General features: G+C 70.5%; 17 protein-coding genes. 10 read left to right on the top strand and 7 right to left on the bottom strand.

The window, feature by feature from the left end; genetic code table 11:
- Positions 1-73 precede the first annotated feature (73 nt).
- The 3 genes from OG885_RS30555 to OG885_RS30545 all read left to right on the top strand — a co-directional run bounded on the left by OG885_RS30555 (position 74) and on the right by OG885_RS30545 (position 5,322).
- Positions 74-1,471: an MGH1-like glycoside hydrolase domain-containing protein gene (locus OG885_RS30555; protein WP_405737473.1), complete on the top strand. Its 1,398-nt coding sequence runs from the start codon at positions 74-76 to the stop codon at positions 1,469-1,471.
- Entirely contained in the window at positions 1,468-3,405 is a 1,938-nt protein-coding gene (locus OG885_RS30550; protein ID WP_405737471.1) for a glycogen debranching N-terminal domain-containing protein, read from the top strand. Before OG885_RS30555 ends, OG885_RS30550 begins: the two co-directional genes overlap by 4 nt.
- Positions 3,406-3,627: 222 nt before the next feature.
- The gene (locus OG885_RS30545) at positions 3,628-5,322 is read left to right on the top strand and encodes a CDP-alcohol phosphatidyltransferase (protein WP_405737469.1); all 1,695 of its coding nucleotides are present in this window, start codon (positions 3,628-3,630) and stop codon (positions 5,320-5,322) included.
- A 474-nt stretch (positions 5,323-5,796) separates the two neighbouring features.
- Here the strand turns inward: OG885_RS30545 and dusB are convergent, their stop codons facing one another.
- A complete protein-coding gene (dusB, locus tag OG885_RS30540) occupies positions 5,797-6,963 on the bottom strand; it encodes a tRNA dihydrouridine synthase DusB (RefSeq protein WP_405737467.1) in 1,167 nt (388 codons plus the stop codon).
- A 172-nt stretch (positions 6,964-7,135) separates the two neighbouring features.
- Between dusB and OG885_RS30535 the strand changes: the two genes are divergently transcribed.
- A complete protein-coding gene (locus OG885_RS30535; RefSeq protein WP_405737465.1) occupies positions 7,136-8,581 on the top strand; it encodes an MFS transporter in 1,446 nt (481 codons plus the stop codon).
- A 53-nt stretch (positions 8,582-8,634) separates the two neighbouring features.
- On the opposite strand, the gene OG885_RS30530 is transcribed toward OG885_RS30535, so the two are convergent.
- Positions 8,635-9,495 carry a helix-turn-helix transcriptional regulator gene (locus OG885_RS30530; RefSeq protein WP_405742942.1) on the bottom strand — a complete coding sequence of 287 codons (861 nt, stop codon included), beginning with the start codon at positions 9,493-9,495 and terminating at the stop codon, positions 8,635-8,637.
- Positions 9,496-9,605: 110 nt separating this feature from the next.
- Here OG885_RS30530 and OG885_RS30525 point away from each other — a divergent pair, with 110 nt between their 5' ends.
- Together OG885_RS30525 and OG885_RS30520 are read left to right on the top strand one after the other, a co-directional pair.
- Positions 9,606-11,036 (top strand): MFS transporter, encoded by a 1,431-nt coding sequence (locus OG885_RS30525; protein WP_405737463.1) that lies wholly within the window; start codon positions 9,606-9,608, stop codon positions 11,034-11,036.
- Positions 11,037-11,128: 92 nt separating this feature from the next.
- Entirely contained in the window at positions 11,129-11,335 is a 207-nt protein-coding gene (locus tag OG885_RS30520) for a hypothetical protein (protein ID WP_399957281.1), read from the top strand.
- 4 nt (positions 11,336-11,339) lie between these two features.
- On the opposite strand, the gene OG885_RS30515 is transcribed toward OG885_RS30520, so the two are convergent.
- The 4 genes from OG885_RS30515 to OG885_RS30500 form a co-directional block, all read right to left on the bottom strand.
- Positions 11,340-11,927 carry a TetR family transcriptional regulator gene (locus OG885_RS30515; RefSeq protein WP_405737461.1) on the bottom strand — a complete coding sequence of 196 codons (588 nt, stop codon included), beginning with the start codon at positions 11,925-11,927 and terminating at the stop codon, positions 11,340-11,342.
- A 26-nt stretch (positions 11,928-11,953) separates the two neighbouring features.
- Positions 11,954-12,967, bottom strand: a complete 1,014-nt coding sequence (locus OG885_RS30510; RefSeq protein WP_405737459.1) for an aldo/keto reductase — start codon at positions 12,965-12,967, stop codon at positions 11,954-11,956.
- Positions 12,968-13,009: 42 nt separating this feature from the next.
- A complete protein-coding gene (locus OG885_RS30505) occupies positions 13,010-13,624 on the bottom strand; it encodes a LysE family translocator (protein WP_405737457.1) in 615 nt (204 codons plus the stop codon).
- Positions 13,625-13,707: 83 nt separating this feature from the next.
- Positions 13,708-15,090, bottom strand: coding sequence for a glycine--tRNA ligase (locus tag OG885_RS30500; RefSeq protein ID WP_405737455.1), 1,383 nt, complete (start codon positions 15,088-15,090; stop codon positions 13,708-13,710).
- A gap of 155 nt (positions 15,091-15,245) precedes the next feature.
- Between OG885_RS30500 and OG885_RS30495 the strand changes: the two genes are divergently transcribed.
- The 4 genes from OG885_RS30495 to OG885_RS30480 all read left to right on the top strand — a co-directional run bounded on the left by OG885_RS30495 (position 15,246) and on the right by OG885_RS30480 (position 18,366).
- Positions 15,246-16,202 carry a metal ABC transporter substrate-binding protein gene (locus tag OG885_RS30495; RefSeq protein ID WP_405737453.1) on the top strand — a complete coding sequence of 319 codons (957 nt, stop codon included), beginning with the start codon at positions 15,246-15,248 and terminating at the stop codon, positions 16,200-16,202.
- Positions 16,199-16,984 (top strand): metal ABC transporter ATP-binding protein, encoded by a 786-nt coding sequence (locus tag OG885_RS30490; protein ID WP_405737451.1) that lies wholly within the window; start codon positions 16,199-16,201, stop codon positions 16,982-16,984. Before OG885_RS30495 ends, OG885_RS30490 begins: the two co-directional genes overlap by 4 nt.
- Complete coding sequence (locus OG885_RS30485; protein WP_405737449.1) at positions 16,984-17,886, top strand: metal ABC transporter permease; 903 nt, start codon at positions 16,984-16,986, stop codon at positions 17,884-17,886. The genes OG885_RS30490 and OG885_RS30485 overlap by 1 nt, the downstream gene beginning before the upstream one ends.
- A gap of 63 nt (positions 17,887-17,949) precedes the next feature.
- Positions 17,950-18,366 carry a Fur family transcriptional regulator gene (locus OG885_RS30480; protein ID WP_405737447.1) on the top strand — a complete coding sequence of 139 codons (417 nt, stop codon included), beginning with the start codon at positions 17,950-17,952 and terminating at the stop codon, positions 18,364-18,366.
- Between the two features lie 4 nt (positions 18,367-18,370).
- Here the strand turns inward: OG885_RS30480 and OG885_RS30475 are convergent, their stop codons facing one another.
- A complete protein-coding gene (locus tag OG885_RS30475; RefSeq protein WP_405737445.1) occupies positions 18,371-18,904 on the bottom strand; it encodes a YcxB family protein in 534 nt (177 codons plus the stop codon).
- Between the last annotated feature and the right edge of the window lie 24 nt (positions 18,905-18,928).

Below are 18,928 nucleotides of genomic sequence, written 5' to 3'. Positions count from 1 at the left end.
CGTGTTAAATAGACGTAACTCTACGGTGGCCACGACCGAACCGGTCGGGCCGAACGTCTTCGGGGAGCCCCGAGTGGATCGCACCGCCCAGCTGACCTCGTACGGCCTGACCCGTCCCTTCGTATACGAAGCGGACGTCACCACCCATTCTCTGCACGTCAGGGCGGCGCGGGTACTGGAGGCCAACTGGACGGGCACCTCCACGGTCCCCTCCCGCAGCCTGTACCCGCACCAGTGGTCCTGGGACTCGGCGTTCATCGCCATCGGACTGCGGCACATCTCACCGTTACGGGCCCAGACGGAACTGGAGACGCTGCTCGACGCCCAATGGGGTGACGGCCGCGTCCCGCACATCGTCTTCAACCCCTCGGTCCCCCTCGACGCGTACTTCCCGAGCCCCGACTTCTGGCGCTCCTCGACCGCGGGGCGCGCTGCGGGCGCCCCGCGCACCGTACAGACGTCCGGCATCGTGCAGCCACCGGTGCACGCGCTGGCCGCCTGGCTGGTGCACCGCGCCGACCCGGGCCTGTCCCGGGCACGCGGTTTCCTCACCCGGGTCTACCCCCGCCTGGCGGCCTGGCACCGCTATCTCCTGCACCGCCGCGACCTGGGCGGCGCCGGCCTCGCGTCCGTGGTCCACCCCTGGGAGCAGGGCATGGACAACAGCCCTTGCTGGGACGCCCCGTTGAGCCGGGTGACGCCCGCCCCGGCCCGCTCATTCCGCCGCGCCGACCTGGCCCACGGCGCCCCGGAGGACCGCCCGACGGACCTGGACTACGGCCGTTACGTCCGCCTGGCGACGGACTACCGGGACAACCAATACGCGGACGGATCAAGCGAGTTCGCGGTCGAGGACCCGTCCTTCAACGCCCTCCTCATCGCCTCCGAGCACGCACTGGCCCGGATCGCCGAGGAGTTGGGGGCACCGGGCACGGCCCGCCACACCCGAGCCGAACGCCTGACCACGGCACTGATCGACCGCCTGTGGAACCCGGCGGAGGGCATGTTCTTCTCCCGGGACGTACGCACCGAGACCCTGATCCCCGAGCGCAGCGTCTCCGGCCTCCTCCCCCTCCTGCTGCCCACACTCCCCCGCCCCGTCGTCACGGCCCTGGTCCGCACCACCGCCTCCAAACACTTCGGACTGGGCGGCACCACCCGTCTCGCCCCCAGCTACGACCTGCTCGGCGAGGCCTTCGACCGGCACCGCTACTGGCGCGGCCCGGCCTGGTTCAACACCAACTGGCTGCTGGAGCGGGGCCTGCGCACCCATGGCGAACGGGGCCGGGCCGCCGCCCTGCGCAGAGCTGTTCTGCACCTGGCCGACACCTCCGACTTCGCGGAGTACGTCGACCCCTACACCGGCGAGGCCTGCGGGGCGACCGGCTTCGGCTGGACGGCCGCGCTCGCGCTCGACCTGCTCCACAGCGCCACCACACTCACGGGAACCAAGGGAGGGGACCGGGAATGACGGACCGGCATCATCTGCTCGTACGCGGCGGGACGTTCGCGGCCGTGGGCGACAGCGGGGACATCACCGGAGTCCGGGGCGGCAACAGCCCTGACGGCTTGTTCGTACGCGACGCACGCCACCTGAGCCGCTGGCAGCTCACCGTGGACGGCGCCGTACCCGAAGCGCTGACCCCCGTCGCGGACGGTGACACGGCCCGCTGTGTCCTGGTCCCCCGAGGGGGCCGCAACGAGCCGCCCGCGTACACGATCTTCCGTGAACAAGCGGTGGGCGACGGCTCCTTCGTCGAATCCGTCCGCCTGACCAGCAACCGGCCGGTCCCCACCACCCTCCGCCTCGCGATCACGGCGGACGCCGACTTCACCGACCAGTTCGAACTCCGCTCCGACCACCGCACCTACACCAAGCCGGGCGCCACCCGCTCCCGCGAAGTCCTGGACTCCGGAGTGGAGTTCACCTACCGGCGAGGCGAGTGGCGCTCCTGTACGACGGTGACGGCGGAGCCCGCCCCCGACGCGGTGGAGGAGACCGGCACCGGAGCCCGCCGCCTGACCTGGACCCTGGACCTGGCCCCGCACGGCACGGCCGAGCTGACACTCCGGGTCATGGCCCGCCCGCACGGCGACAAACGCGCCCTCCGCGTCCCGCAGTCCCCCTCCTCTCTCAACGCCGAACTCCTCGCTCTGGAAGGCGAGTTCGTGGAAGGCGTGGCCTTCCCAACCGGCTGGCCCGAACTGGCCGCCGCGTGCGCCCGCGGCCTCGCCGACCTGGCCTCGCTCCAGGTCCCGGCGACGGGCCCGGACGGCGAGACCCTGCGCGTCCCGGCGGCGGGCGCCCCCTGGTTCCTGACCCTGCTGGGCCGGGACGCCCTGCTCACCTCCCTCTTCGCCCTCCCGTACCGCCCCCAGCTGGCGGCAGCCACCCTCCCCGCCCTGGCCGCGGCCCAGGCGACGGAGACCGGCACGGACCCGGTGACCCAGCCGGGCAAGATCGTGCACGAGGTACGGCACGGCGAGCTGGCGCACTTCGGTCAGGTCCCCTACGGCCGCTACTACGGCTCGGTGGACGCGACCCCGCTCTTCCTCGTCCTCCTGGGCGCCTACGTCGAACAGACCGGAGACCTGGCTCTCGCCCACCGCCTCCAGCCCCACGCCCGCGCGGCGATCGGCTGGATGCTGGACCACGGCGGCCTGACCTCCCGGGGCTACCTCGTCTACCGCGCCGACCAGGGCGGCCTCGCCAACCAGAACTGGAAGGACTCCCCCGGCTCGATCTGCTCCTCGGACGGCACACGTGCCTCCGGCGCGGTGATGGCGGCGGGCGCGCAGGGCTACGCCTACGACGCGCTGCGGCGCACGGCGTGGCTGGCGCGGACGGTATGGAGCGACGAGACCTACGCCGCCCTCCTCGAACAGGCCGCCGCCGATCTCCGCGACCGCTTCCAACAGGACTTCTGGATGCGGGACCGCTCCTTCCCCGCCCTCGCCCTGGACGGCCAGGGCCGCCAACTCGACGCGCTCGCCTCGGACGCGGGCCATCTCCTGTGGTCGGGGCTGCTGGACAAGGAGTACGGCGAGCTGGTGGGCCGGCGTCTGCTGGAGCCGGACTTCTTCTCGGGGTGGGGTGTCCGCACCCTCGCGGCCGGGCAGCCGGCGTATCACCCGCTGTCGTACCACCGGGGTTCGGTGTGGCCGCACGACAACGCGCTCATCACCCTGGGCCTGGCGCGCTACGGGCTCCACGACGAGGCGCGCTCGGTGGCCCACGGTCTGGTGGACGCGGCGACGGCCGCCGGGCATCGACTCCCGGAGGTCATCGCCGGGTACGGCAGGGACACGCATCGGGAGCCGGTGCCCTATCCGCATGCGTGTGTGCGCGAGGCGCGTTCGGCTGCGGCACCGTTGGCGTTGCTGACCGCGGTGGGGGGTGCGTAGAGGGGTTGTACGGCGGGTGCGGGTGGAGTGTGGATTGACACAGCCCCGCGCCCCTGAAAGACCAAAAGCAGGTCGTTGAAGAACCGTTTGCTTGGTGTTTGCCCGGCACCTCTGAACAGCCATCCACGGCACCCCGTACCGAGATGTGGCGGGTCCGAGACCCCATGTCGGACCCGCCACCACCTCACCACGCCACCGGGTCCCGCACGGAAGGTCCTTCGGGTGTCCGTCTCCACAAGCACGCCCCCGCCGACCGAGGACGTCGTCCTCGACGCCCCCGCGCCTAAGCGCCCCCCGATCCTCCGCTGGACGGTCACCACCCTCGCCGCCCTGCTCGTCCTCGCCGCGCTCCTGCTCCCCAACACCCTGCCCGCCCTCAAGCCCAACCGGTTCACCCGCCTCCCGGTCGAGGCGATCATCGGAGCGGCGGTGGCGCTGTGGCTGCCGAGGCGCCCCAGGATCATCGTGGCGGCGGTCTCCGGCGTCGGCCTGGGCGTCCTGACGGTCCTGAATCTGCTGGACATGGGCTTTAGGGACTACCTGGGCCGGGGCTTCAACATGATCCTCGACTGGGAACTGCTGGACGACGCGCAGTCGTACCTGAAGGACTCGATGGGCGGCACGGTGACGGTCTTCGCCACCATCGGCGCCGTCCTCCTCGTACTGCTCCTGCTCTCCCTCACCGCGCTCTCGATGATCCGGCTGAGCAACGTGCTGGTGGCGAACCGGGCGACGGCCACCCGGGGCACCCTGATCGCGGCGATGGCATGGATCACCTGTTACGCGCTGGGGCTCCAGCTCGCCGGCATGCCGATCGCCGCGGACCGGGCCGCGGCGGCGCTGAAGATCCAGGCGACGCGGGTGACGGACACGATCCGCGACGAGGCGGCCTTCGCCCGCGAGGCCAAGTCGGACACCTTCGGAGCGACCCCCGGCAGCCAGCTCCTCCCCGACCTCCGGGGCAAGGACGTGATCTTCACCTTCATCGAGAGCTACGGCCGCAGCGCGATCGAGGACCCGGTCATGGCACCGGGCGTGGACCAGACCCTCACCACCAGCACGGCGGCCCTCAAGAAGGCGGGCTACAGCGCCCGCAGCGGCTGGCTGACGTCGGCGACGTACGGCGGCAGCAGCTGGCTGGGCCACTCCACCACCATGTCCGGCCTGTGGATCGACAACCAGCAGCGCTACCGCACGGTCATGGCCAGCGACCACCTCAGCCTCACCAAGGCCTTCCAGAAGACCGGCGCCTGGGACACGGTGGGCGTCATGCCGGGCATCCAGAAGGGCTGGCCCGAACAGCGCTACTACGGCCTGGACAAGGTCTACAACGCCTTCCAACTCGGCTACGAAGGCCCCAAGTTCAGCTGGTCGACGATGCCCGACCAGTACGCCCTGGAGACCTTCCAACGCCAGGTCCACGGCAAGAAGCGGGACAAGCCCCTGATGTCGGAGATCATCCTGACCTCCAGCCACCAGCCCTGGGCCCCCATCCCCAAGATGGTCGACTGGAACGACCTGGGCGACGGCAAGGTCTTCGACGCGATCCACCAGGCCGGCAAAAACCCCTCGGACATCATCACCGACCCCACCAAGTCCCGCGAGGAATACGGCAAGTCCATCCAGTACTCGGTCACGGCCCTCACCCAGTGGCTGGAACGCTACGGCACCGACAACACCGTCCTCGTCTTCCTCGGCGACCACCAGCCCATCGCCCGCGTCAGCGGCAACCACGCCAGCCGCGACGTCCCGATCTCCATAGTCGCCAAGGACCCCAAGGTCCTGGACAAGATCAGCGACTGGAACTGGACAGCGGGCCTGAAGCCCTCCCACAACGCCCCGGTCTGGAAAATGAGCTCCTTCCGAGACCGCTTCCTGAAGGCCTACGGCTCAACCCCCCACCCCTCAACAGACTGACCCCACCCCCGCCACCCGGCTGCGGCCCCGTCGCGACCGCTCGCGCAGTTCCCCGCGCCCCTGGGCAAGCTGCCCGCACCGGCATACGAAGCCAAGCCAGGAGAACATCCGGCCCCCGTCCCCAGCCTGCGGGCGCGTCGTGGCTGGTCGCGCAGTTCCCCGCGCCCCTGAGCGGCACGACCCGCACCGGCATGTGAAGCCGAAGCCGAGGGGACACCCGCGCCCCCTACCCCCGCCTGCGGATGCGTCGCGGCCGCTCGCGCAGTTCCCCGCGCCCCTAGGCAAGCTGGCCGCGCGACCCGGACTCGCCCGCAGTGCGCGACGGCGGTGAGGGGTCGTGTCGGGGGGTGTCCGCCCGCAGCGGTTGGCGCGTCAGCACGGGTGCCCCTGGTAGAGGACCGATTTCGCGCCGTTCCGAGGACGGACACCCCCCGGCGCGGCCCCGACCCCCAACGCACCCGACGCGCACGACGGTCAGCCGCCGGACGTGTCCAGCTCCGCGTCCTCGCTCACGCCAGCGCAGTCGTACGGGTCCTTCAGCCAACCGTCCGGCAGCACAACCCGGTTGTTCCCCGACGTCCGCCCGCGCGGCCCGTCCGCGCCCGTCGGCCACGCCTGGTCCAGGTCCAACTCGTCCAGCCCCGCCCGCAGTTCCTCCAGCGACGACGTGATCGCCAGCCGCTTGCGCATCTCGCTGCCGACGGCAAAGCCCTTCAGATACCAGGCGACATGCTTACGGAAGTCGACAACACCCTTGGACTCACTGCCGATCCACTCGCCGAGCAGCGTGGCATGGCGGACCATGATGTCCGCGACCTCCCGCAGCGACGGACGCGCACTGTATCCATCAGCGCCTCCGGCGCGGGCCTCGGTCCGCCCCTCGAACGCGGCCACCAGATCCGCGAACAGCCACGGCCGCCCCAGACAGCCCCGGCCCACGACCACACCGTCACACCCGGTCTCGCGCACCATCCGCAGCGCGTCCTGCGCCGACCAGATGTCCCCGTTCCCCAGCACGGGAATCTCCGGCACATGCTCCTTCAGCCGAGCGATGGCATCCCAGTCGGCGGTCCCGCCATAGTGCTGCGCCGCCGTACGCCCATGCAGCGCGATCGCCGTCACGCCCTCCTCGACCGCGATCCGCCCGGCGTCGAGGTACGTGATGTGGTCGTCGTCGATGCCCTTGCGCATCTTCATGGTCACCGGCAGCTCACCGGCCCCCGTCACCGCCTCCCGCAGGATCGCCCGCAGCAGCGGCCGCTTGAACGGCAGCGCGGACCCGCCACCCTTCCGCGTCACCTTCGGCACCGGGCACCCGAAGTTCAGGTCGATGTGATCGGCGAGACCCTCCTCCGCGATCATGCGGACGGCTTTGCCGACGGTCGCGGGATCGACGCCGTACAGCTGGATCGACCGAGGCTTCTCACTCTCGTCGAAGTGGATCAGCTGCATGGTCTTCTCGTTGCGCTCGACCAGCGCCCGCGTGGTGATCATCTCGCTGACGAACAGCCCCTTACCCCCACTGAACTCCCGGCACAGGGTCCGGAAGGGCGCGTTGGTGATCCCGGCCATGGGGGCCAGAACGACGGGCGGCTGAACGGTGTGCGGCCCGATCTCAAGGGGCGCGGGGGTCGTGGACATTCCCCCATTGTCGCGTACGCCAAAGCGTGCCCCCGCTCGAATCCCACTCGCCCCCCACCCGAGCCCCACCAGCCCCTTACTCGAACCCCACTCGAACCTCACTCGAATCCCACTCGATCATGTATCGACCATTAGTTAGACGCACTATCGAAATCGGCGTACGCTGGACCCCATGCCCGACCTCAGCCATCGCCGACGCCTCCTCGTCCTCGCGATCTGCTGTATGAGCCTGCTGATCGTGAGCCTGGACAACACGGTGCTCAACGTCGCCCTGCCGTCCATGCAGCACGACCTCGACGCCACCACATCCGGCCTCCAGTGGACGATCGACGCCTACACCCTCGTCCTCGCCTCACTGCTGATGCTGGCCGGCTCGACAGCCGACCGCATCGGCCGCAAGCGCGTCTTCATGGCGGGCCTGGTCGTCTTCACGATCGGCTCGGTGCTCTGCTCCCTCGCCCCGAACCTGGACGCGCTCATCGCCTTCCGCATGGTGCAGGCGGTCGGCGGCTCCATGCTCAACCCGGTCGCGATGTCGATCATCACGAACACCTTCACCGACCCACGGGAACGCGCTCGCGCGATCGGCGTGTGGGGCGCGGTGGTCGGGATATCCATGGCGGCCGGCCCGATCGTGGGCGGCCTCCTCGTCGACTCCGTCGGCTGGCGCTCGATCTTCTGGATCAACCTCCCCGTCGGCCTCGCCGCCCTCCTCCTCACCCTCCGCTACGTCCCCGAGTCCCGCGCCCCCAAGGGCAAGCGCCCCGACCCGCTCGGCCAGATCCTGGTGATCGTGCTGTTCGGCTCGCTGACGTACGCGATCATCGAGGCTCCGAACGCCGCGTTCACCTCGACGCTGCCGTACGCCGTACTCGCGCTGGCCGCACTGCTCGGCATCCTCTGGTACGAGCCCCGGCGCGAGGAGCCCCTCATCGATCTGCGGTTCTTCCGGTCGGTGCCGTTCAGCGGGGCCACGGTCATCGCGATCAGCGCGTTCGCGGCACTGGGCGGATTCCTCTTCCTGTCGACGCTGTATCTGCAGAACGTCCGGGGCCTGGACGCCCTGCACGCCGGGTTGTGGATGCTGCCGATGGCGGTGCCGACGTTCCTGTGCGCGCCCGTGGCAGGGCGGCTGGTCGGCAGCCGGGGACCCCGCGTCCCCCTGTTGATCGCCGGGTTCGCGATGACGGCAAGCGGCGTGATGTTCGCGGCGTTCGACGCGGAGACCTCGAACGTCACCCTCTTCGCCGGGTACGTCCTGTTCGGTATCGGCTTCGGCTTCGTGAACGCCCCGATCACCAACACCGCGGTGTCCGGCATGCCGAGGGCGCAGGCGGGGGTGGCGGCGGCGGTCGCCTCGACCAGCAGGCAGCTGGGGCAGACACTCGGCGTCGCGGTGATCGGCGCGGTGCTGGCGGCGGGCGTGGGCTCGTCGTCGTACGCCGAGGGCTTCGTGTCGGCCGCGGGCCCCGGCTGGTGGATCCTCGCCGGGTGCGGTTTCGCGGTGCTGGTGCTGGGCGCCCTGAGCAGCGGGGTGCGGGCCCGGCGCAGTGCCGAACGGGTCGCCGAGCGACTGTCGACCACCGAGGTGCGGGAAGCGGCGAAGGTCTCCGCCTAGAAACCGGAGCCGCTCAACCCACCTCAGCCCACCCGAGCCCGCCGCGACCCACCTCAGCCGACCCGCGACAGAGCCATCTCCTGCAACCGCTCCAACCGCTCCTTCGACTCCTCGTCCGCCGGTGCGTACGTCACCATGCGCGGCCCCGCCTCCGGCCCCAGCCACATGTCGGTGTGCTCCACGGTGATGCGGCCGACGTACCGGTTGAGGAACTCCTTGCGCTTGGTGCGGTGGGCGACGACCTCGTGCCGTTCCCAGATCTCCCGGAACTCCGGGGACTCCGTGCGCAGCCGCTTGAGCAGCATCTTCCAGGCGGGCTCGGCGAGATGGCCGGCCATGGTCGCGCGGAAGCGGGCGGCCATGAGGCGCTGGGTCTCCTCCAGGTGGACGATCGAGGCGCGCCACGGCTCGTGGGTGAAGGACAGGACCATGCAGTTGCGGTCCTCGGGCGGCAGGGCGTCGAGGTCGCAGAGGAGCAGGCCGTAGGTGCGGTTGTAGGCGAGGATGTCGTACCGGCTGTTCTGGACGCAGGCGGGGAGCGGCTCCAGCTGTTCGAGGACCTGGCGCACGGCCGGGGTGACCGTCCGGCAGGTGGTCGCCGGGGTGGGGTCCACCGCGCCCGCCAGCTGGAAGAGGTGGGCGCGCTCGCTGGGGTCGAGGAGCAGGGTGCGGGCCAGCGCGTCCAGGACCTGGACGGAGACCTGGATGTCCCGTGCCTGTTCCAGCCACGTGTACCAGGTGACGCCGACCGCCGAGAGGTGCGCGATCTCCTCGCGGCGCAGACCGGGGGTACGGCGCCGGCGGCCGCGGGGCAGGCCGACCTGCTCCGGGGTGATGTGCTCACGGCGGTGGCGCAGAAACGCGGCCAGCTCGTGCCGCCGGATGTCCGTGGCACCCTGGGCCATGGTGGTCATGGTCGTCATACCTCCAGCGTGCCGTCACCCGGACCCTGTTTCCAGGTACTCGTTGTACCAGGATAAAGAGACTCTGGTACCCGTCTGAGCGGAGGCGGACGCTGGAGCACGTGACCACCGAAACCATCACCTCACGTCACGTCCGCACCGCCGAGGAATCACCCCGGCTCGGCGGCCTCGGCCTCTTCACGGTGCTGCTCGCCGCGGCCCTCCCCCTGATCGACTTCTTCATCGTCAACGTCGCCCTGCCGAGCATCGGCGCGGACCTGTCCGCGAGCGAGTCCGTGCTCGAACTCGTCGTGGCGGGCTACGGCCTGGCCTACGCCGTGCTGCTCGTCCTCGGCGGCCGGCTCGGCGACCTCTTCGGCCGGCGCCGCCTCTTCCTCGGCGGTATGGCGGCCTTCGGCCTGACGTCGCTGGCGTGCGGGCTCGCGCCGACCGCGTGGACGCTGGTCGCGGCGCGGGTCGCGCAGGGCGCGGCGTCGGCCGCGATGCTGCCGCAGGTGCTCGCCACGATCCAGTCGACGACCACCGGCTCCCGGCGCGCCAAGGCGATGAGCCTGTACGGCGCGACGGCCGGCCTGTCCATGGTGGCGGGCCAGATCCTCGGCGGGGTGCTGGTCTCCGCGGATCTGTGGGGCACCGGCTGGCGTTCGGCGTTCCTGGTGAACGTGCCGGTCGTCGTGGTCGGCCTGGTCCTGGCGGCCCGCGCCGTCCCGGAGACCCGGGCACGGCGTCCGGAGCCGCTGGACGGTCCCGGCACGGTCCTCCTCGCCGCGTCGCTGCTGGCCCTGCTGGCCCCGCTGACCGAGGGCCGTGCGGCGGGCTGGCCGCTGTGGACGTGGCTGTCGCTGGCCGCGTTCCCTTTGCTGGCGGCGGCGTTCTACACGGTGGAGCGCCGGGCGGACCGGGCGGGCCGTACGCCGCTGGTCCCGCCGAGCCTGTTCGCGCTGGTGTCGCTGCGCCGGGGCCTGGTGCTGATCCTGCCGTTCTCGATCGGGTTCAGCGGCTTCATGTTCGTCATCGCGGTCGCCCTCCAGAAGGGCGCGGGCCTCGGCCCGGTGCAGGCGGGGCTCGCGCTGTTCCCGCTGGCGGTGACGTTCCTGGTCACGTCGATCGCCGGGCCGCGGCTGATCAACCGGTTCGGCACCCGGGTGGTGACCGCGGGCGCGCTGATCCAGGGCGTCGGGCTGACCCTGATGGTGCTGGCCGCGTGGCGCGACTGGCCGGACCTCGGCCTCGTCACGCTGCTGCCGGGCGGGGCGATCGCCGGGGTGGGGCAGGCGCTCCAGCTGCCGGTGATCTTCCGGATCGTGCTGTCCGAGGTGCCGCCCGCGCGAGCCGGTGTGGGCAGCGGTGTGATGGTCACCACCCAGCAGTCGGCGCTGGCGCTCGGTGTGGCCACCCTGGGCACCCTGTTCCTCTCCCTGACGCCCACTCTGGGCATGCGGGACGCCCTGATCGTCACCCTCCTCGTCCAGCTGGCGACCGTGGCCCTGACGGGCCTGCTGAGCCTGCGCCTGCCGCGGACGGTCGGGTGAGGACTGTTCACGCTTCAGCGAACTCACCGTGAAGAAACCCCTGTTGATGTTGTTCTTGCTGCACACTGCCTGACCGGAGGCGAGGTGTCATGGTGCAGCAGATCAACACGAGCAAGGTGAGCCGCTGGGACCAGCACGGGCGGGAGCATGTCGTCCATGTGCTGCGCAAGGGCCCGCAGCGCACGATCAGATGCGACACCTGCGGCTGGAAGCAGGCCGCGCAGTTCCTGCCCTGGCTGAAGGCGGAGGAACACCTGACGGAGGCCCACCAGGCGACGGTGAACCCGAAGAACGACTGACGGGTCAGGCCCGCAGCCCCCGCACCAGCAGATCCACGACCCCGTCGAACTCGGCCTGGATGTCGAGCCGTTGCCAGGCCGCGGCGTAACCGGGGTCGTGGAAACGGCCGGTGGCGTGGAAGACGGCGCGGGCGGTGGCCTCGGGGTCGGCGGCGGCGAAGGCACCGGCGTCGACCCCGTCCTGGACGATACGGGCCAACTGGCCGGTGAGGTCGGCGAGATGGGCGGTGACCGCCTCGCCGTTCTCCACGGCCAGGACCTGGTAGGTGGCGAACAGCTCGGGGTCGTCGCCCGCCTTGCGCCGCTTGGCCGCGAACAGCGCGGCGAGCCAGTCGCGCAGCCGGGTCTCCGGGTCGGCCTCCTCCGTGACGACGCCGGACAGGGCGGCCGTCGTACGGTCCAGCCAGCGCTTGGTCACCGCCTCCCGCAGCGCCGCCTTCGTCCGGAAGTGGCGGTAGAGGCTGCCGTGGCTGACGCCGAGTGCCCGCGCCACGTCGACCACGGTGGCCTTCGCGGGGCCGTGGCGGCGCAGCACCTCCTCGGTGGCTTCGAGGATGCGCTCGGCGGTCAGGGATTCGCTGGTCGGGGCCATGGAGAAGACCGTACCTGGAGCCGGGATCAGCGCTCGCTGTCCAGGTGTGCCATCTGTGCGCTCGCATAGCGCTCGCCCGCCGCGGCGTCCGCCGGCACGGCGTCCTCGATCAGCGCGAGGTCGGCCGCGTCCAGTACGACGTCCAGGGCGCCCAGCGACTCCGTGAGCCGCTCCCGGGTGCGGGCGCCGACCAGCGGCACGATGTCCTCGCCACGGGACAGCACCCAGGCGATGGCGAGCTGGGCGACGCTGACGCCCTTCTGCTCGGCGAGCTTGCGCAGGGCGTCGACGAGGTCGAGGTTGCGCTGGTAGTTGTCGCCCTGGAAGCGCGGCGAGAACCCGCGGAAGTCATTGGCGGCGAACTGCTTGTCCCGCCCGAAGTGGCCGGAGATCAGCCCGCGGGAGAGCACGCCGTACGCGGTGATGCCGATGCCCAGCTCACGGGTGGTGGGCAGGATCGACTCCTCGATGCCGCGGGTGATCAGCGCGTACTCGATCTGGAGGTCCGCGATCGGGGCGGTGGCGGCGGCCCGGCGGATCGTCTCGGCGCCGACCTCGCTGAGGCCGACGTGGCGGACGTAACCCTGCTCGATCAGTTCGGAGATCGCGCCGACCGTCTCCTCGATCGGGACGTCCGGGTCGAGGCGGGCGATCCGGTAGACGTCGATGTGGTCGACGCCGAGGCGCTGGAGCGAGTAGGCGGCGAAGTTCTTCACGGCGGCGGGGCGGCCGTCGTAGCCGCTCCAGGAGCCGTCGGGGCCGCGCAACGCGCCGAACTTCACGCTGGTGAGCGCCTGTTCCCGGCGGGCGGCGGGGGCCTTGCGCAGGGCCTCGCCGATCAGCAGCTCGTTGTGGCCCATGCCGTAGAAGTCGCCGGTGTCGAGGAGGGTGACGCCGGCCTCCAGGGCGGCATGGATCGTGGCGATCGACTCGGCGCGGTCGGCCTCGCCGTACAACGCGGACATGCCCATGCAGCCGAGCCCGAGGGGGGCGACCTGGGGGCCGGTGGTGCCGAGGGTGCGGGGGGTCTGTGTCGTCATGTGCTCCAGCCTGACATGACAGCTGACAGATTTCAATATTTGTCATCTGTCAGCCATGGCCAGCTTCGCCCCGAGCAGCACGAAGGACCCGGCGAAACCCCGCCGCAGCCACGCCGTCACCCGCGGTCGGGAGATCACCTGGCGCCGGACCGACGCCGCGAGCACCCCGTACCCGGCGAAGACCACGAAGGTCGCCAGCATGAAGACCCCGCTGAGCAGCAGCATCCGCGGCAGCGCGGCCGCGGTGTCCACACTCACGAACTGCGGCAGGAACGCGAAGAAGAAGATCGTCAGCTTCGGGTTGAGGAGATTGATCAGCACACCGCGCACGAGGACCCGGCGCACGGAGGCGGGCTCACCGGCATCCCGCTCGACGACGAGCGCGTCCCGGTCCCGCAGGCTCGCCCAGGCCATCCACAGCAGATAGGCGACACCGGCGTACTTGAGGACCTGGAAGGCGGTGGCGCTCGCGTTGAGCAGCGCGGCGAGCCCGGTGACGGTGGCGAGGACGTGCGGCACGATCCCGAGCGTGCAGGCGAAGGCCGCGACGACGCTCGCGCGGCGGCCGTGGGAGAGCCCGGCGGCGAGGGTGTAGACGACGCCGGTGCCGGGGGTGGCGACCACGACGAGCGTGGTGAGGAGGAAGGCGAGGCTCATGCCCTCAACCCTGGAAGCACAGAGGCCCCCGATACAGGTCCACTACGGGACCCGCGTCGGGGGCCAATGCGGCGAGAGGTGTCCTAGCAGCCGATCAGGCGGCCGGCCAGGTAGCCCTCGATCTGGTCGAGGGACACGCGCTCCTGCTTCATCGAGTCACGCTCGCGGACGGTCACGGCGTTGTCGTCCAGCGTGTCGAAGTCGACCGTCACGCAGTACGGCGTACCGATCTCGTCCTGACGGCGGTAGCGGCGGCCGATGGCGCCGGCGTCGTCGAAGTCGATGTTCCAGTGCTGGCGCAGCGCCTGGGCGAGGCCCTTGGCCTTCGGCGACAGCTCGGGGTTGCGGGAGAGCGGCAGGACCGCGACCTTGACCGGCGCGAGGCGGTGATCCAGGCGCAGCACGGTCCGCTTCTCCATCTTGCCCTTGGCGTTGGGCGCCTCGTCCTCGACGTAGGCGTCCAGCAGGAACGCCAGCAGCGAGCGGCCGACACCGGCCGCGGGCTCGATGACGTACGGCGTCCAGCGCTCGCCGGCCTCCTGGTCGAAGTAGACGAGGTCGTGGCCGGAGGCCTTGGAGTGGGCGTTCAGGTCGTAGTCGGTGCGGTTGGCCACACCTTCCAGCTCGCCCCACTCGCTGCCGCCGAACTGGAAGCGGTACTCGATGTCAGCGGTGCGCTTGGAGTAGTGGGAGAGCTTCTCCTTCGGGTGCTCGAACCACCGCATGTTCTCCTCGCGCAGGCCCAGGCCGGTGTACCAGTTCCAACGCTGCTCCATCCAGTACTCCTGCCACTTCTCGTCCTCGCCCGGCTTGACGAAGAACTCCATCTCCATCTGCTCGAACTCGCGGGTGCGGAAGATGAAGTTGCCGGGCGTGATCTCGTTGCGGAAGGACTTGCCCATCTGGGCGATGCCGAACGGCGGCTTCTTGCGCGAAGTGGTCAGCACCTGGCCGAAGTTGGTGAAGATGCCCTGCGCGGTCTCGGGGCGCAGGTACGCGACCGAGCCGGAGTCCTGGGTCGGGCCGAGGTGCGTGGAGAGCAGACCCGAGAACTGCTTGGGCTCGGTGAACTGGCCCTTGTTACCGCAGTTGGGGCAGTTGACGTCCGCCAGGCCGTTCTCCGGGAGGCGCTTGTGCTTGGCCTCGTAGGCCTCCTCCAGGTGGTCCGCGCGGAACCGCTTGTGGCAGGAGGTGCATTCGGTCAGCGGGTCGGTGAAGGTGGCGACGTGACCGGAGGCGACCCAGACCTCGGAGGCGAGGATCACGGACGAGTCGATACCGACGACGTCCTCGCGCGACGTCACCATGTAGCGCCACCACTGGCGCTTGAGGTTCTCCTTGAGCTCGACACCCAGCGGCCCGTAGTCCCAGGCGGCGCGCTGACCGCCGTAGATCTCACTACAAGGGAAAACGAAGCCACGGCGCTTGCTCAGGCTGACGATGGTGTCGATCTTGTCGGCGGCCACGGTGCTCTCTTCATGACGGGTGTACGGCAGCGAATGCCTCAGGTTACCGGCGGGGCCACCCCCGGTATCAAATCGGTTCGGCTCCGCACCACTCTCACCGGCCCCTTACCCAGGCTTGTTGACAACGGTTTCCATATTTGTTGAAAATGACTGTCATGAACGTACGACGACAGCACATATCCGGGATCGCCCTCGCGGCCGTCACCGCCCTCGGTCTCGGGACCCTCACCGCGTGCTCCGGCGCGAGCGCCGCCGGCAACACCGACAAGTTCGACGTCGTCGCCTCGTTCTATCCGATGGCCTTCCTCGCCGAGCAGATCGGCGGGGACCACGTGAACGTCTCCAGCCTCACCGAGCCCGGCCAGGAGCCGCACGACCTGGAGATCAGCGCCAAGCAGACCGCGCAGCTCCAGGAGTCCGACGCGGTGCTCTACCTCAAGAACCTCCAGCCCTCCGTCGACGACGCGGTGGCCCAGTCCGAGGTCAAGACCAAGATCGACGCCGCCTCCCTCACCACGCTGGAGAAGCACGGCAACGAGGTCGGCGGCCACGCGGCCGAGCACGACGACCACGCCAACGAGGAGCTGGCCGGTCTCGACCCGCACATCTGGCTCGACCCGGTGCGCTACGCCCAGGTCGCCGAGGGCGTCGGCAAGGCCTTCGAGAAGGCCGACCCGGACCACGCGGCCGATTACAAGAAGAACACCGCGGCCCTGGTCAAGCGGCTCGACGGCCTCAACATCCAGTTCAAGGACGGGCTCGCCGACACCAGGACCAAGGTGTTCATCACCACCCACGCCGCCTTCGGCTACCTCGCCGAGCGCTACGGCCTGACCGAGGAGGCCATCAACGGCCTCGACCCCGAGTCGGAGCCCAGCGCCAACCGCGTCAGGGACCTTGAGAAGATGGCCAAGGCCGACGGCGTCACCACCGTGTTCTACGAGACGCTCGTCAGCGACAAGACCGCGAAGACCATCGCCTCCGACGCCGACCTGAAGACGGACGTCCTCGACCCGATCGAGGGCATCACCGCCAAGTCCAAGGGCGACGACTACTTCCAGGTCATGGAGTCCAACCTCAAGGCGCTGCAGAGCGCGCTAGGCGCCAAATGATCCACCCGGAGGAGTCTGTGTCCGAGCCCGTCATCTCCCTGCGCGGTGTCCGCGCCGACCTGGGTTCGCGGCCCGTCCTGCGCGGCATCGACCTCACCGTGAACCGCGGTGAGGTTGTCGCGCTGCTCGGCGCCAACGGCTCCGGCAAGTCGACTGCCATCCGCAGCATCATCGGCCAAGTGCCGCTCGCCGAGGGCGAGATACGGCTGTTCGGCACCCCGCGCAGGGCCTTCAGGGACTGGGCGCGCGTCGGCTACGTCCCGCAGCGCACCACGGCCGCGGGCGGCGTCCCGGCGACGGTCACCGAGGTCGTCTCCTCGGGCCGTCTCTCCCGCGCCCGCTTCGGCGTGCTCCGCAAGGCCGACCGCGAGGCCGTGCGCCGGGCCCTGGAGCTGGTCGGCATGGCGGACCGCGCCAAGGACTCGGTGGACGCCCTGTCCGGCGGCCAGCACCAGCGGGTGCTGATCGCCCGGGCCCTGGCCGCCGAACCCGAGCTGCTGATCATGGACGAGCCGATGGCGGGCGTCGACCTGGCCAGCCAGGAGGTGCTCGCGCACACCCTGGAGGAGCAGGTCGCGGCCGGTACGACGGTCCTGCTGGTGCTGCACGAACTGGGCCCCCTTGAGCCCCTGATCGACCGCGCGGTCGTCCTGCGCGACGGCTGCGTCCTGCACGACGGACCGCCCCCGAAGGCCGTCGGCCAGCACGCGCTGCCCGGCCACGACCACGTCCACCCGCACGAGCACGCACACGCGCCGATCCACACGGGACTGCTGAGCTGATGGAGATCCTCGACTACGCCTTCATGCAGCGGGCCCTGCTCGCCGCCGTCCTGGTCGGCATCACCGCCCCGGCCGTGGGCATCTACCTCGTCCAGCGCCGGCAGGCCCTGATGGGCGACGGCATCGGCCATGTGGCGATGACCGGCGTCGGCCTCGGCTTCCTGCTGAACACCTCACCGGTGTGGATGGCGACCCTCGTCTCCGTCCTCGGCGCGGTGCTCATGGAGCTGATCCGCTGGTACGGCAAGACCCGCGGCGACATCGCCCTCGCGATGCTCTTCTACGGCGGCATGGCCGGCGGCGTGATGTTCATCAATCTCGCGCCCACCGGCTCCAACGCCAACCTCACCTCGTACCTCTTCGGCTCCCTGTCGACGGTGTCGCAGTCGGACGTGACGGCGATCTGTCTGCTCGCGGCCTTCGTGGTGTTGGTCACCCTGGGCCTGCGCCGCCAGCTCTTCGCGGTCAGCCAGGACGAGGAGTTCGCCCGGGTCACGGGTCTGCCGGTGCGCGCCCTGAACCTGCTCACCGCGATCACGGCGGCCGTGACCGTCACGGTCGCCATGCGGGTGGTGGGCCTGCTGCTGGTCTCGGCGCTCATGGTGGTCCCCGTGGCGGCGGCGCAGCAGCTCAGCCGCAGTTTCGCGGCGACCTTCGCGATCGCGGTCGCCATCGGCGTCACGGTCACCATCAGCGGCACGGTCACCTCGTACTACCAGGACGTCCCGCCCGGCGCGACGATCGTCCTGCTGACCATCGCGGCGTTCATCCTGACCACCGCCCTGGCCACCCCGCTGGCTCGCCGCCGGGCCCGCGCCGCAGCCGCGGCCCGAGCCGCCGGGGACCCCGCGGAGTGTGTGATTCCGGCCAGCCGGGAGGGCACCGACAAGGTCGGCGTCTGACTGGGCACAGTCGGGGCTGGCACAATGGCCCGGCAGACGCAGTAGGTGTGGAGGAGGCAACCGGTGACGACCGCTGGACCGCCCGTGAAGGGCCGTTCGACCCGGCAGCGGGCTGCCGTCGCGGCGGCCCTGGACGAGGTCGACGAGTTCCGCAGCGCGCAGGAACTCCACGACATGCTCAAGCACAAGGGCGACTCGGTCGGCCTGACCACGGTCTACCGCACGCTCCAGAACCTCGCCGACGCCGGTGAGGTCGACGTCCTGCGCACCTCCGACGGCGAGTCCGTCTACCGCCGCTGCTCCACCGGCGACCATCACCACCACCTGGTCTGCCGCGTCTGCGGCAAGGCCGTGGAGGTCGAGGGGCCCGCGGTGGAGAAGTGGGCCGAGGCCATCGCGGCGGAGCACGGCTATGTCAATGTGGCGCACACCGTGGAGATCTTCGGTACGTGCGCCGACTGCGCGGCGGCGGCCGGCTGACGGCTCAGACGCGGGTCAGGTTCCGGTCGAGGATCCCCCGCAGCCGGTCCACGTCGGCGGGGTCGGCGACGCCCCGCTTGGGCAGCACCGTGAAGCAGGTGGCGTTCTTGTCGTCGCTGTACAGGACGAACAGGTCCTTGGTCTCCCGGTAGCGAGGCTGGGCCGCGAAGCCCACCGAGGTCGAGCTGTGCTCGGTGACCACCGTCAGCCCCGCGTCCGAGACCGCCGCCCGGAAGGCGCCGTTGCGGGTGGCGGCCTTCATGACCTGGCGGGCCTGCAACCAGGGCTGGCCCAGCAGCAGCACAGCGAACAGCGGGGCCCAGATCAGCAGGAACAGGTTGCCGTCTCCGCCGCCCACCGCGACCTCGAGGTCCAGCGCCCAGGCGAGCGCGATCAGCGGGAGCGCCACCTTCTGGATCCGCCCCGCACGGTTGAACCGCCTGCGCTCCCGCAACGCCACCGCGTAGTCCCCGACGACCGGCTGGTACGCCAGCTCGACCACGCCCTGTTCGGCGTCCCGCCCCATGTTCATGACCATGAGGCGGGATCGTACGCCCGCCGA

Origin of the sequence: Streptomyces sp. NBC_00028, assembly GCF_045041065.1 — a bacterium.
Lineage (GTDB): Bacteria > Actinomycetota > Actinomycetes > Streptomycetales > Streptomycetaceae > Streptomyces.
Note: the sequence above shows the minus strand (reverse complement) of the source record. Positions and strands in the feature narration are given on the sequence as shown.